The sequence below is a fragment of the Prevotella sp. genome (assembly GCF_036570325.1).
Taxonomy (GTDB): Bacteria; Bacteroidota; Bacteroidia; order Bacteroidales; family Bacteroidaceae; genus Prevotella.
This window is the reverse complement of record NZ_DATCYK010000096.1, coordinates 1-14,618: the sequence shown is the minus strand read 5'-3', so window position 1 is coordinate 14,618 and position 14,618 is coordinate 1. Positions and strand designations below refer to the sequence as shown.

16 protein-coding genes are annotated in these 14,618 nt (G+C 44.8%); 4 read left to right on the top strand and 12 right to left on the bottom strand.

The genetic code is table 11. The features are described from left to right. The 4 genes from VIR50_RS09885 to VIR50_RS09870 form a co-directional block, all read right to left on the bottom strand. The coding region (locus tag VIR50_RS09885; RefSeq protein WP_331934965.1) for a glycosyltransferase family 2 protein at window positions 1–398 on the bottom strand (398 nt) is incomplete at its 3' end. A 25-nt stretch (window positions 399–423) separates the two neighbouring features. Beyond that, on the bottom strand, window positions 424–858 hold the full coding sequence (locus tag VIR50_RS09880; RefSeq protein WP_331934964.1) for a hypothetical protein: 435 nt from the start codon (window positions 856–858) through the stop codon (window positions 424–426). A 54-nt stretch (window positions 859–912) separates the two neighbouring features. Continuing rightward, window positions 913–1,521, bottom strand: coding sequence for a recombination mediator RecR (gene recR / locus VIR50_RS09875; RefSeq protein WP_331934963.1), 609 nt, complete (start codon window positions 1,519–1,521; stop codon window positions 913–915). Between the two features lie 3 nt (window positions 1,522–1,524). Next, window positions 1,525–2,013: a hypothetical protein gene (locus tag VIR50_RS09870; protein WP_331934962.1), complete on the bottom strand. Its 489-nt coding sequence runs from the start codon at window positions 2,011–2,013 to the stop codon at window positions 1,525–1,527. Between the two features lie 109 nt (window positions 2,014–2,122). Here VIR50_RS09870 and VIR50_RS09865 point away from each other — a divergent pair, with 109 nt between their 5' ends. The 3 genes from VIR50_RS09865 (at window position 2,123) to VIR50_RS09855 (ending at window position 6,255) form a co-directional block, all read left to right on the top strand. Beyond that, window positions 2,123–3,772: a glycoside hydrolase family 10 protein gene (locus VIR50_RS09865; protein ID WP_331934961.1), complete on the top strand. Its 1,650-nt coding sequence runs from the start codon at window positions 2,123–2,125 to the stop codon at window positions 3,770–3,772. 320 nt (window positions 3,773–4,092) lie between these two features. Continuing rightward, complete coding sequence (locus VIR50_RS09860; protein ID WP_331934960.1) at window positions 4,093–4,695, top strand: riboflavin synthase; 603 nt, start codon at window positions 4,093–4,095, stop codon at window positions 4,693–4,695. A gap of 219 nt (window positions 4,696–4,914) precedes the next feature. Then, window positions 4,915–6,255 (top strand): TolC family protein, encoded by a 1,341-nt coding sequence (locus VIR50_RS09855; protein WP_331934959.1) that lies wholly within the window; start codon window positions 4,915–4,917, stop codon window positions 6,253–6,255. A gap of 337 nt (window positions 6,256–6,592) precedes the next feature. On the opposite strand, the gene VIR50_RS09850 is transcribed toward VIR50_RS09855, so the two are convergent. Continuing rightward, window positions 6,593–7,243 carry an HAD family hydrolase gene (locus tag VIR50_RS09850; RefSeq protein ID WP_331934958.1) on the bottom strand — a complete coding sequence of 217 codons (651 nt, stop codon included), beginning with the start codon at window positions 7,241–7,243 and terminating at the stop codon, window positions 6,593–6,595. A 92-nt stretch (window positions 7,244–7,335) separates the two neighbouring features. Here VIR50_RS09850 and mltG point away from each other — a divergent pair, with 92 nt between their 5' ends. After that, window positions 7,336–8,382, top strand: a complete 1,047-nt coding sequence (mltG, locus tag VIR50_RS09845) for an endolytic transglycosylase MltG (RefSeq protein ID WP_331934957.1) — start codon at window positions 7,336–7,338, stop codon at window positions 8,380–8,382. Between the two features lie 129 nt (window positions 8,383–8,511). Here the strand turns inward: mltG and VIR50_RS09840 are convergent, their stop codons facing one another. The 7 genes from VIR50_RS09840 to VIR50_RS09810 all read right to left on the bottom strand — a co-directional run. Continuing rightward, window positions 8,512–10,161, bottom strand: coding sequence for an alpha-amylase family glycosyl hydrolase (locus VIR50_RS09840; protein ID WP_331934956.1), 1,650 nt, complete (start codon window positions 10,159–10,161; stop codon window positions 8,512–8,514). Further along, window positions 10,162–11,049: an ACP S-malonyltransferase gene (gene fabD / locus VIR50_RS09835; RefSeq protein WP_331934955.1), complete on the bottom strand. Its 888-nt coding sequence runs from the start codon at window positions 11,047–11,049 to the stop codon at window positions 10,162–10,164. It lies immediately after the preceding gene. A 124-nt stretch (window positions 11,050–11,173) separates the two neighbouring features. Further along, complete coding sequence (rplI, locus tag VIR50_RS09830) at window positions 11,174–11,698, bottom strand: 50S ribosomal protein L9 (RefSeq protein WP_331934954.1); 525 nt, start codon at window positions 11,696–11,698, stop codon at window positions 11,174–11,176. Between the two features lie 19 nt (window positions 11,699–11,717). Beyond that, window positions 11,718–11,990 (bottom strand): 30S ribosomal protein S18, encoded by a 273-nt coding sequence (rpsR, locus tag VIR50_RS09825; RefSeq protein ID WP_107580800.1) that lies wholly within the window; start codon window positions 11,988–11,990, stop codon window positions 11,718–11,720. A 3-nt stretch (window positions 11,991–11,993) separates the two neighbouring features. Next, window positions 11,994–12,338, bottom strand: a complete 345-nt coding sequence (gene rpsF / locus VIR50_RS09820; protein ID WP_331934953.1) for a 30S ribosomal protein S6 — start codon at window positions 12,336–12,338, stop codon at window positions 11,994–11,996. Between the two features lie 340 nt (window positions 12,339–12,678). Beyond that, on the bottom strand, window positions 12,679–14,121 hold the full coding sequence (locus VIR50_RS09815) for an oligosaccharide flippase family protein (protein ID WP_331934952.1): 1,443 nt from the start codon (window positions 14,119–14,121) through the stop codon (window positions 12,679–12,681). Between the two features lie 5 nt (window positions 14,122–14,126). Continuing rightward, window positions 14,127–14,618: L-serine ammonia-lyase, iron-sulfur-dependent, subunit beta (locus tag VIR50_RS09810; protein WP_331934951.1), on the bottom strand; the 492-nt coding region annotated here is incomplete at its 5' end.

The window sequence follows — 14,618 nt, the reverse complement described above, 5'->3', positions numbered from 1 at the left end:
AAGCCACGACGGGACTCCGGCGCCTTGACACCATCCACCTGCAACATCTTCAGCCCAACCGCCCCCGCATCCTTCTGCCGGTCCATGAAGGCCAAACATCCGGAAATCGCATCCTCACTGACCAAGGTATCGGGATTGAGTAGCAAGACATACTCACTATCCGATACTCTTATAGCTTGATTATTAGCCTTGGAAAAGCCACAATTAACGTGATTTCTCAATACTTTAACATCCGGATAACGCGAAGAAATATAGCCGGCAGTTCCATCGGTCGAGCAATTATCTACGACAATCACTTCGCTATCAATTTCCCGTAAAGCCTTCCGCAACGAAAGAATACACTGCTCTACATAGGGCTTTACATTGAAACTGACGACTATAACACTTATTTTCTTCATGACATAGGCACAGACATGCCTTATATTACAGATTCAATTCCGACTTAAAACGAGACACCGTAGGCGCTATAAATATAGAAGAAAGGAAGAAGATGATGGCTAAATAACCGAAGCGAACATTCATAAAGAGATAATACAAGCAAAGATTATCGCACATCATTCCGCCCAATACCAATATACGAAACAAGGAGTAGTTGCGATATACCGGATAATCGACGCCGGTGTCTTCGGCAATCTTCCGTGCCACAGAAGAAAACTTCAACAGCTTCAAAGCCACGGGAATCAAACAAACAGCCAATAACATCATGGTGATTTCCAAATAGAATTCGACCACCTCGTGCTCTTCCGATACCCAAATTCCTACCGGAAAAACATTACTTTCAAACAAAACGATCATCAGTAAGCCTAATAATATAGGAATATAGTAAGCCCACTTCAACAATCTTACGGTTTTATTCATAATTCATATCTTATCAAATCGTGAGGAAATCATCAAAACCAACGCCTCAACACCTTACCCTTGGAACGGCGTACGGTTCAATATAGAACGCCCCAAAGTCACTTCGTCCGTATATTCCAGCTCATTGCCAACCGATATTCCTCGGGCTATGGCACTCATCTTGATACCAAAAGAAGATAGCTTACGGGAGATATAAAAGCTCGTCGTATCGCCTTCCATCGTTGAACTCAGGGCCAAGATCACTTCCTTTATCTGCCCCTCGGCAACTCTGTCGACCAAAGAATCGATCTCCAAATCGCCCGGTCCCACTCCGTCCATTGGCGAAATAACGCCACCAAGCACATGGTAAAGGCCACGAAACTGCTGCGTATTCTCTATGGCCATCACGTCCTGAACATTCTCCACCACACAGACCACACTGCCATCCCTGCGCTTATCGCCACAGATAGGACACACATCCGTGTCGGAAATGTTATGACAAACCTTGCAATATTTTATATCCTGTTTCACCCGAAGTATCGCTTCAGAGAATGCGTCGACCTCATTTTCCGAGCGTTTGAGCATAAAAAGCACAAGGCGCAATGCTGTCTTGCGCCCCACACCCGGCAGCTTCGCAAATTCGCTAACCGCCTTTTCCAATAATGCTGAAGGATATTTATCCATCAATTAAAGATAAATACCAACCCCAATCTTAAGGCCTATCGTTGAATAATCTTTATGATTCTTGAATGACTGGTCATAATAGATTGCAGGCTCTACCGTCACCGTACGGCTCAAAAAGAAGGCATAGCCCACTTCCACGCCCGGCATAATATCATTATAATTCTTATTGGCATGGATAAACTTGCAGTTCGCACCCAAATAAATACCATTCTGCTCAATGTAATAACGTCCGCCTACGCCTGCCACAAAACTGTCATGAGAACCTGACCGATTATTATGTTGCAACTCGACATTGGCCAATACCATCATATCATCTTCAATCATATAACCCGCATGAGCCTGAAGTCCGAGGTTCAAATCGGTAGATCCGCTATAACTAAGATTGAGCCCGGTCAATGAACCACCTACATATAATTTATCCTTTTCAAACTGCGCATTTGCCGATACAGCAAACAGCATAGCCGCTACAAGCATTAATAATTTCTTTTTCATAATTGGGAAAGTTTTATTTGCAAAGATAGCACATTCTTATAAATAATAAGTATCTTTGTCACATATTTTCATAATGAAAACAAGGTTTAAGCAATAAATATTATCACGCATGAGACTTTTCTTGTCCCTCTTTATCAGTTTATTCTTCACCCTTTGCCCAGCCCAATCCTCTCTTTCGTCTTTCTCCTCACTTCAGCCCCCAAAGCATGAGGTAAGAGCTGTTTGGCTCACCACTATCGGCGGCATAGACTGGCCACACAACTATGCCCAATCCACACGTTCCATTCAAGTTCAACAAAAAGAACTGACCACGATTCTCGACAAATTACAAAAGGCCGGTATCAATACCATCCTATTGCAGACACGTATCCGCGGCACCGTGATTTACCCATCACGGTATGAGCCTTGGGATGGTTGCCTGAGTGGGAAGCCCGGCGTGTCACCCGGCTACGACGCACTTGCCTTTGCCATTGACGAATGTCATAAGCGAGGAATGGAGCTCCACGCATGGGTTGTCACCATACCCATAGGCAAATGGAATACCATGAGCAGCAAGCGACTGCGCCAATCCCATCCCGGCATGCTTCGTAAGATAGGCGATGAAGGTTATATGAATCCTGAATTAGGGGCTACCGGCGACTATTTGGCCAATATCTGTGAGGAAATAGCCGGCAACTACGACGTAGACGGCATTCATTTAGACTACATTCGTTACCCGGAGACATGGCCTATCAAAGTGTCAAACACGCAGGGACGGCAGTTTATTACCAACATTGTAAGGAAAATCCACAGTAAAGTAAAAGCCCGAAAGCCATGGATCAAGATGAGTTGTTCGCCCATTGGCAAGGCCGATGACCTAAGTAGATACTGGAGCCATGGCTGGAACGCCTATACCCGAGTTTGTCAAGACGCGCAAGGATGGCTCAAGGAGGGACTCATGGATGAGCTCTTTCCGATGATGTATTTCAAGGATAACAACTTCTTTCCCTTTGCCATTGATTGGAAAGAGCAGTCAAACGGACGAATCGTTGTCCCGGGATTGGGCATTTATTTCATGTCGCCTAAGGAGAAGAATTGGAATCTTGAGTCCATAACCCGCGAAATGGCAGTCTCCCGAAACTATCAGTTGGGGCACGCCTTTTTCAGAAGTAAGTTCTTCACCGATAACGTGAAAGGAATATACAGCTTCACTACGGACCTCTTCAATGCCTCTCCTGCCCTCATTCCACCTATGACTTGGGCCTCCGGAGAACAGCCTACCGTGCCCCAAAGTATTGGTATTACCCATGACAATCAAGTTATCAAACTATCAATGCCCCATAATGACCGGTTCACTTATAACCTCTATGCCTCCAAAACGTGGCCTATAGATATTAGCCAAGGCCTTCACTTAATGAAGACCCAAGCCGGCAACGAGATACTTCCCAACGATGGGCACTTCTATGCCGTAACTCGAATGGACCGCTATGGCAACGAAAGCACCCCCTTCGACATCAACCCACAAACGACTTCCCACCCTTTGCCCACCCAAGGACTGCTTCCTCACAACGGCAAACAACTGCTCCTGCCCGACTACACGAAGCAGGCCGACGCCGAATTTATCCTCATCACCAGCCTGACCGGACAAATTATCCTAACCCTTCCCGCAAAGGGCGACACGCTGAACATCAGCTCTTTAACCGATGGTATCTATCAAGTACGCACCCTCAACAAGCGACATGTAAGCCACCGAATAGGCTTCCTTAAAATCAAAAAATAAGACAAAATGTTTGGAAGTAATCGAAAAACGCTCTATCTTTGCAATACAAATGAGTTAAAACATTAGGGGTTGTGTCGGTTCGATCGGGATACTCATCAAATAATATTGAACACCGAGAAAGCTTCTTACGTCTATGGCGGGCCACATAAACTCTTTGTAGCTAAGTCGACATACGTCGGCCAGTGGATTACAGAAACTGAGAGCTCTCAAAACATGTATTGCTCGGAGTTTCATCACATCACTGAGCAACCCCTTTTTACATAGGCAGGATTCCCTCAAGGTTCCTGCCTTTTTTATTAATTTCTTAAAAGAATAACGCTATGTTCAGTGGTATTGTAGAAGAAATGGCCACCGTTGTGGCCATCAATAAGTCACAAGAAAATATTGACCTCACCCTAAGATGTTCGTTCACGCAGGAGTTAAAGATTGATCAAAGTATCGCTCATAACGGCGTTTGCCTCACCGTGGTGAAATTAGACGGCAGCGACTACACCGTAACGGCCATGAAGGAAACACTCGATCGCTCTAACTTGGGATTGCTCCAAGTCGGTGACAAAGTGAACGTAGAGCGCTCCATGAAAATGAATGGCAGGCTTGATGGCCACATTGTTCAGGGCCATGTGGACGAAGTTGCCCAATGCGTGGCAATGGAAGACGCTGATGGCTCAACCTACTTCACCTTTGAATACAAACTCGATAAGGAAATGGCACGCAAGGGTTACTTCACGGTCGACAAGGGAAGTGTCACGGTCAACGGCGTATCACTCACAGTGTGCGAACCTACACAAAACACGTTCAAAGTGGCAATTATCCCCTACACCCGTGAGAATACCAATTTTCGCGACATTCAAGTAGGAAGTATCGTCAACTTGGAATTTGACATCCTCGGGAAATATATAGCAAGAATGCAATCTCTTACATAGAGATTGCTTTTTTATTCCATAATAAGCTCCAAACCATTGTATTAAGTTAATATCCCTATATTTTCTTAAAATATTTGTTAAGATTAAGCGTTTTGATAGCCTTTTCAAGCCCCATTGCCATCTAACGATAAACTTTTGTTGAAGTATGACTCTTTTTTATCAGCCTGAAAATGTCAAGATGACGGGCTGATAACCTCAAAACAGAAAAAGATTATTCTTATGAGAAAGCCATTTGCTACATTATTTTTAAGCGTTGCCCTCACGCTTCCGACTCTTGAGAGCACCGCCCGTGATTGGTCATTGCAGGACTGCGTCAACTATGCGTTACAAAACAACATTTCGCTTCAGAAGCAACGTCTTCAAAAGAGAAACTCGCACGAGGACCTCTTACAAGCCAAATCGGCCCTACTCCCTAACCTCAGCTTCTCTACGAGTCAAAATTTTAATTACACACCGTGGATAGCCACGGGTATCAGCAGCGACGGTTATTCCCGCAGTTCGATAGATAAATTTTATTACAACGGCTCTTACAGCGTGGCCGGAAGCTGGACGGTATGGAATGGCAATCGCAATCATAACACTGTGAAGCTGAACAAGCTCATCGAGGAAAAGGCCGTTCTCGACTCCGCGACGACAGCCAATAACATTCAGGAGCAGATAACTCAACTCTACATTCAGATACTCTACTCTACCGAAGCCATCAACGTGAACAAGGAGAGCTTGGAAAGCAGCACGCAGAATGAGCTGCGTGGGCAGGAAATGGTCAGGATAGGCAAGATGAGCAAGGCCGATTTAGCACAGCTCACCGCCCAACGGGCGCAGGACGAATACAACGTAGTGGCGGCTGAAAGCGCTGTAAAGAATTATAAGCGTCAGTTAAAACAATTGCTGCAAATCACTGATGATGAAGAGTTTAACGTAACACTTCCCGAAACTTCTGACCAATTGGCGCTCCGCGAAATCCCCGCGCTCAATAGCGTCTATACGACCGCTTTGGACCATAGACCTGAACTACAAGCCTATCAAAACATCATCAACCAAAGTGAAATACAGATAAAGATAGCTAAGGCACAGAAGCTCCCGACCGTTGGTGTCAATGCCGGCGTATCTACCAACACCACCTCTATGAATAACCAAAACTGGACGCGACAGCTCAAGACCAATTTCTCCGCAGGGGCAGGAATCAGCGTCAGTATTCCACTCTTCGACAATCGTTCCTCCAAAACCGCAGTCAACAAAGCCATGCTGATGCGTGAAAGCACCTTATTAGACTTGAAGAACGAGCAGACGGGGCTCTATTCTACGATAGAAAACTACTGGCTTCAAGCCGTGACTAACCAAAACCAATTCAAGGCAGCCAAAGTAAGTGCGGAGAGCGCACAGACCAGTTACGAACTGCTCAATGAGCAATTTCGCTTAGGACTCAAGAATATCGTAGAGCTACGCACCGGCAAGGACAATCTTCTTAAGGCACGTCAAAATGAGTTGCAGAGCAAATACATGACGATACTCAATCTCGACATGCTCCAATTTTATCAGAATGGAGACTTAAGAAAATAAGTCGCCAAAACTTTAGAACGATCTTATTAGCACCTATCCTATCATCCGGAGACCTAAAAAAATAGGTCTCCGGTTCTTTTTAGGTATTCAATATAACTAATTGATTACCAAACTAAATAGCTTATTCTGACGCTCATATTTTATAAATGATCGCAAACGCCCGCATAAAAGCACTGCTTTGGGACGACAACAGCAGCCCTTTGACCCACTCATCGTGGCGCTTTTACAAGACCAAACAGTAGCTTTGAGCTGACAAAAGAACCGGCAAATGATATTGCGCATAAACCAACAGTCCTTCTCTTTTCTTATAATAATAAAATGAGAGAAGAACTGCCGTTTAAAACAAAGTGGTAATGTCACTCGGTGTCGACACAAAATCGGTTGCACCGTGAGCCGTGAGAAAATCCTTATCACGGAATCCCCACAACACGCTAATGCAGGGCATGCCGCTATTTTGGGCCGTTTCAATATCCACATCGCTGTCGCCTATATAGACACATTCCTCCCTATCGACTCCTATTTGGCGCATGGCTTCTACCACGGTGTCGGGCGCCGGCTTCTTACGAATGTCCTCTCGCTCTCCTATTGCCACGTCTATCAGACCGTCAAAAAAATGAAGAGCCAAGTCTTGCGTGGCTTTATAAAACTTATTGCTGACTATGGCCACCTTGCAATGGTGGGCTTTCAGGGTGCGCAACATATCCATGATACCGGGGTATGGGTGCGTATGGTCAAGATTGTGCTGTAGATAATACTGTCGAAAAAGGCTGTAAGCCTCTTCAAATCTCGGATTTTCCAAACCATCGGGAACAGCCCTTTCCATTAACTTTTTCACGCCATTGCCCACAAACATTCGTACTTCGTCGTACGTACGCTCGGGCATTCCACACGTCTTCAACGCATAATTACAACTCAGGTGTAAATCGGTTAAGGAGTCGAGTAAGGTTCCGTCTAAATCAAAAATATAAGTACTGTATTTATAAATCATGATTACCAGCTAATTTGAAGCAAATTTACGAAATATATTTTGCTCTCACAAGATTTAATATTACCTTTGCAGCCGTTTTTAAATGGGTAATTATGGATAAGAAAACCAGAAACAAATACCTTTACGCAACCATCTGTTGCATGTTCATTGCTGTGGCTCTGATATATTATTATTTCTTTTCTTCGATGAACGCCATAGGAAAGACGCAGTATCTTTACATTGATTCCAATGACAATATAGACTCTGTTTACAGCAAGGTAAAAGCCGTATCCAATGACCATGGCTTCACCGGCTATCGGACACTCGTAAGACATTGTACTTACAAAAACAATATCCGAACCGGTCGCTACGCATTGGCACCCAATGAGGGAGCCTTTAGCTTGTTCCGACATTTGAAGAATGGCATGCAGACACCGGTCAATCTCACGGTTCCCAGCGTAAGAACAGCCAACAAATTAGCCGCAGAGCTCTCGAAGAAACTGATGATAGACAGCGCTGAGATTGCCAATGCCTTGAACAATCAAGACTTTTGCCAAAAGTTCGGATACGACACCACTACAGTTCTTTGCTTGTTTATTCCCAATACATACGACGTTTATTGGAATATAAAGTTTGAGAAATTCATGGAGCGCATGCAAAAAGAAAGTCGGACTTTCTGGAATTTTGAACGCACTCGCAAAGCCGAGGAAATGAATCTCACGCCTAACCAAGTCATCACGCTGGCCAGTATCGTAGACGAAGAGACCGCAAACGACGTAGAAAAGCCTATGATTGCCGGAATGTATTACAATCGCCTCATGCTCCGCGACGCGGAATACCCGAATGGAATGCCCTTGCAGGCCGACCCAACCATCAAATTCGCATGGAAAAAATTTGAGTTGAAACGTATCTACAACAACTTGCTAAGCATTAACAGTCCTTATAACACTTATAGGAACACGGGCTTGCCACCGGGTCCCATTCGCATTCCATCAGTTGCGGGAATCGACGCCGTGCTGAATCATGTACACCATAAATACCTCTATATGTGTGCGAAAGAGGACTTCAGTGGCACGCACAATTTCGCCGTCACCTACGAAGAGCACATGCGCAATGCCGCTAAATACACAAAGGCATTGAACGAACGAAACATAAGGTAATAGATAAATGCTCGTAAAAGAGTAAATAAGGATTTATTTCTATAAAACAATTAGAGGGTGTGACCAATCAATCACACCCTCTAATTGTTTATAGGTACAAGGGGCAAAGCCCTATCAGTAAGTCTTATATCAATGCTGTTGCCACTTGATAACAACGCCATCATAAGCCTCGACCTCCACTTGAACAGGGACATCACTGCTCATTTCAAGCGTCATAGGCTGCTTGGTCAACAATTCAACGGCGTCAAAAGTACCTTCTCTCAAGTCCAACACATCGAAGGCATGCTGCGGGATGGAGATATTTCGCACCACCTTTTCACCGGAGAAATTGACTACCAAAAGGATGACTTCTTCTCCATCTTTCCGTAACCACGCATACTGCTTTTGACACAAGGCATGATTCACATACATGAGATCAAAGAACGAACCTTTACAAATGGCCTTTTCATCCTGCGCTATGTGCATAATTTGCTGATACTTATCACGGAGTGCTGTCTCCTCCTCTGTGCTTTCAGAATGAAGATAGCCCCGCTGTAGAGTATCGAGACTCCAATAATCAAAGATGGTTGTCCGACCATCCAAACCACTGAAGCCTTCGGCGTCCATTCCCTTTTCGCCAAACTCCTGACCGGCATAAAGCATATAGGGATTGGTTCGCAGCAAACAACTCACGATATGAGCCGGAATAGCTTTCCAAGGGTCACCTGCAAAAAACGAACTGGCTATGCGTTGTTCGTCATGGTTCTCCAAGAAATACAGCATGTGAGTGGCTATATCATCTGTCGACTGCCACTGACTCGTTATTTCACCGGCCGAACGATAACCCGCGACAATGCCGCGCAGGCAATCATACATGCCTACTTTATCATACAGATAATCAAAGCCTGAAGATATATATCTACGATACTGGCCGGGATCATACACCTCGCCTATGAAGATAATATCAGGATAATCGCCTTTCAGTTTCTCAATTGCATATTCCCAAAACTCAGCCGGCACCATTTCGGCCATGTCACATCGGAAGCCATCTACTCCTTTTGCAGCCCAAAATGTCAGAATATTCAGCATTTTTATCCATGTATCGGGAATATCAGTTGCCGAAAACGATCGCCTATGATCATGACAATAATCGACACCATAGTTTAGTTTTACGGTCTCATACCAATCTGACATGCCGGGCCTATTATCAAAACAATCATTTCCGGTAGCCTTTGCCGGCTTCTCTTCGTATGACTGTTTTGACGCCACAATTCGACTAAGATCTAATGGTTGGTCCCAACAATAATAAAAGTTATTGTCTAATGAGAAATGCAAATTTTGATTATCAGCCTCTCCTAAGTCCTTTACCCCTAAAGGTTTGCATATAGAATGATATTCACGTGCTACATGATTAGGGACAAAATCCATGATAACCTTCATCCCCACTCTATGCGTCCGCTTGATAAGCGATTGCCATTCATCCATCCGTTTGTCCACATCTGTAGCCAAATCGGGATCTATGTCATAGTAATCTACTATCGCATACGGGCTTCCGGCTTTCCCTTTGACGACCTCCGCATGCTGAGTGGGAATACCATTTTTTGAATAATCAGTGGTCGTGGCATGGCGAATAACGCCCGTAAACCAAAGATGAGTAGCCCCTAAATCACGAATCGACTTCAATGTTTGCACATTGAAGTCGTTCAATTTTCCGCATCCATTTTGCTGGATAGTCCCTCCTACTTCCCGATTCGTACAACGATTGCCGAAAAGTCGGGGGAGAACTTGGTATATAATCATTTATTCTATTCCGTGAACAGCTACAGTTTTGTCAATTCTTCCTATCATTCCCTGCAGCGCCTTGCCCGGTCCACACTCTGTAAAGTCATCGGCACCATCAGCAATCATGTGCTGCACCGAATCCGTCCAGCGTACAGAACTGGTCAATTGGGCAATAAGATTGTTCTTGATAGCAACCGGATCGGTATAAGGTTTCGCATCCACATTCTGATATACAGGACAAACGGGAGCCTTAAAGGTAGTCTGCTCAATGGCAGCCTGCAACTCATCCTTGGCCGGTTGCATCAATGGTGAATGGAAGGCACCGCTTACCGGCAATGGCAAAGCACGCTTAGCACCGGCTTCCTTCATCTTCTCGCAAGCCTCATTAATAGCTTCTACATTACCCGAGATAACCAATTGGCCGGGACAGTTATAATTTGCTGGGATAACAACGCTACCCTCCTTTGAAACAGAAGCACAAATCTCTTCTACTTTCTCGTCAGCCAAACCGATGATAGCTGCCATCGTACCGGGAGCAACCTCACAAGCCTTCTGCATCGCAAGGGCACGGGCATGAACCAATTTCAAACCATCTTCAAAGCTCAAAGCGCCAGCCGCTACCAATGCGGAGAATTCTCCCAAAGAGTGACCTGCCACCATTTCAGGGGCAAAATCATCACCCATGCACAACGCGGAGATAACACTATGCAAGAAAACGGCAGGCTGTGTAACCTTAGTTTGCTTAAGTTCTTCTGCCGTACCGGCAAACATTATACTTGTTATATCAAAACCAAGGACTTCATTGGCCTTATCAAACAACTCTTTGGCTAAAGGGTTTTGCTCATAAAGATCCTTACCCATACCTACGAACTGTGCACCTTGGCCCGGGAATACAAAAGCTTTCATAATTTTAAATTAATTCATTGTTAGTAAATATCAGCAAAGATAAAAAAAAAATCCCAATTGCCATGATGGCAAAAGGGATTTTTATATAGATTTGCTTTACAGTGCTAAAAATATCACTTTTTATTTAAGCCTCCTGAGTTTCCTCTTCAGCTACAGCCTCAGTTTCTACAACCGGAGCTTTTTCCTCTACCGGTGCTGCTACGGGAGCATTCTCTGCAACAACTCTTACGGGAACTTTTACTTCAACTTCCTTATGGAAATGAACTACAGCCTCATAATCGCCAACCTTCTTGATGTCACGCATGGTAACAATCTTACGGTCAACTTCAATGCCCTTCTTTGCGAGTTCCTCTGCTACAGTAGCAGCATTAACAGAACCATAAAGGTGACCTGTAACGGCAACCTTGGCAACAATTTCCAAAGCTACGCCATTGAGAGCCTCAGCCTTCTTCTCAGCTTCAGCCTTAAGAGCAGCCAACTTGTGAGCCTGCTGTCTCAAGTTCTCAGCCAAAATCTTCTTTGCGCTGGGAGAAGCGATAACAGCCTTACCTGTAGGAATCAAATAGTTACGACCGTAACCATTCTTTACATTAACAATATCATTCTTGTATCCAAGTCCGATAATATCTTCTTTCAGTATAATTTCCATTGTGTATCCTCCTCTTTAATTATTTCATCAAATCGGTTACATAAGGAAGCAGTGCAATCTGGCGGGCACGCTTTACAGCCTGAGCCACACGACGCTGATACTTCAAAGATGTTCCAGTGATACGACGGGGAAGGATTTTACCCTGCTCGTTCAAGAACTTCTTGAGGAACTCAGGATCCTTATAGTCGATATACTTGATTCCGCTCTTCTTAAAACGACAGTACTTCTTCTTCTTTGTATCGATAGAAGGAGCTGTCAAATAACGAATTTCTGATTTTTTCTGCTCTGCCATAATTTAAGCCTCCTCTTTTTTACCAAGTTTGTTACGACGCTTCTCAGCATATTGAGCAGCATACTTGTCAAGACGTACAGTCATGTAGCGAATTACTTTCTCATCGCGGCGATAGCCAGTCTCGAGAGTGTTTACGATAGATGGCTCAGCCTTGAATTCCAACAAGGTGTAAAAACCCGTGGATTTCTTGTCGATAGCGTAAGCCATCTTCTTCAGTCCCCAAGCCTCCTCATTCAGAATTTCAGCACCATTATCGGTGAGCAGCTTCTTGAATTTAGCGACCGTTTCCTTCATCTGTTCATCAGACAAAACGGGAGTCAAAATGAAAACGGTTTCGTATTGATTCATACTAATTTAGAAATAAATATTAAAAAATTAAATTACATTTTTACAAATGCGGTGCAAAGGTACCTTTTTTTATTGAGAAAGAAGAAGCCGTACATCTACGGTTCCGAAGTTTTAACTTATTTTACATTAAAAAGTAGTTATTTCAATGGCCATAACGAATGATATTGGCGAGTTTTACTAACTTTGCAACCACAAATCATCCACACGCATGAAGAATAAAATTCAATATTGGCTTGGCTTACCGCTCGTTTACATAGGGGTAATACTCATGGGGCTTTTTTACATGACGGGACTGACAAAAAACAGTTTTCTTTTGCCACTTCCACTCCTATGTACCTTGTTAGGCACTATCTTTTTTGTGAGAAACGAGCGTCGCAAAAGCAACTACTGATACCAAGACACTCATCACGCACAGTCCACCGCCTAACAACCAATAACCCTTTCCTCCTACCAACAACGAGACGCAAGCTACCGACAAGCCAATAATAAATTGGAATACAAATATCAAACTTGCGTCCATTGCGGGGATATATTGGAATTTCTTACCAACATAAAGCACTACAAACAACAACTCCAATCCACCCGAAACGAGCATTCCCATTCCGACACCTTCGATTCCATACAGTTCATATCCGATAATCATACTAAGCAAAAGCACACTATAACTAACACCCTCTATCAACAGATAACTTTTTGATTTACCAAGAGATAAAGCTATATACTCAAGTGCCAGCGTAACACCACGGAGACTCATGGCCACCATTCCCCACCTTACAAAAGAAATGGCCTCAACAAACTTACCACTATATAATAAAGGTATCAGCAATGGCGCACCAACAATAAAAGCCCAAAGCACGGGTGTAACCACAAGCAAAGTAAGTGTTATCTGCCGATTCACCACGCCGTTAAACTCCACTCCCACCCGATTTACGCGCGTAAGACGGGGATAATAATCCGTTTCCATTGAAGAATAAAAGGCTCCGGCAAGCGTCATACACAACATATACCCTGCATTGTAAATTCCCACAACGCCCGGGCCATCTGTCACATTCAGGAACGAACGAAACAGCATATCCGTAAGACTGCCAAACAAGGCTGCCACAACAAAAGCGCCACCAAGCCGCAAAACGCTTGTGTATTTCCGGAAAATCCTCCACTGACCATACCCGCCCCAAGGTGCAGCCTTGTGAGAATAAAACACGACAGCGCAAAGATTCCACAACGACGCCACCATGATAGAAGGCTCGATGGCCTCAATTCCAAAAACGACATATAAGGGTACTGTCAATAAGAGAACACCTACCACGGAATATACGGAGGACAAAGCCAACCAACGGAGATAGCCCAACCCTTTCAGCACACATAACTCACCGCCTGCCAATATCGTCATGAATACGGCCGGAGCCAGCAACAAGACAGACAACACATGCCATCCGTCTCCGAAAACCCACAAACTCAAAGGATAGCTCAACACACAAGTCAGCACCAAACTGCTCAACGCGGCCAACAAAGCCCATTGCCTAATGACAGCCACGGCCTCACCTTGCTCACGCTTGGTCTGCCGTTCCGCCACAAAACGAGTGCCGCTGACGGCTACTCCCATGCCACCTACGTCGGATAACAAACGAACCAACGAATTACACAGCGACAACAACCCTACACCGGCCGGCCCCAGCAACACGGCTATGACCTTGTTCCTGACCAAGCCAAGCAGCAAGGTCAGTCCCTGCACACCACCAAAGACTCCTATATATTTAAGTATATGCCGATAACTCTCCTGCATATCGCTTACCGCAAGAAATCTTTAGCCAATCCGCCCTCGCTCGTTTCCTTATACAAAGAGGGAATGTCATGCCCCGTTTGCTTCATCACATCCACCACTCTGTCAAATGAAACCCGATGCTGACCGTCAGAGAACGAGGCGTAAAGCTGCGCATCGAGCGCCCGACAAGCCGCAAAAGCATTGCGCTCGATACAAGGTATCTGTACCAAACCGCAGACCGGGTCGCAGGTCATGCCCAAATGGTGCTCCAATCCCATCTCGGCGGCATACTCTATCTGCGACGGACTACCTCCGAAAAGCTGACACGAAGCCGCGCTGGCCATAGCACAAGCCACACCAACCTCACCTTGGCAGCCTACCTCTGCTCCCGATATAGACGCGTTTTGCTTCACGATGTTGCCAAACAATCCGGCCGTTGCCAAAGCGTGCAATATTTTTATCTCGCTAAAATTATGACCTTTATATAAATGATACAACACCGCCGGCACCACGCCACA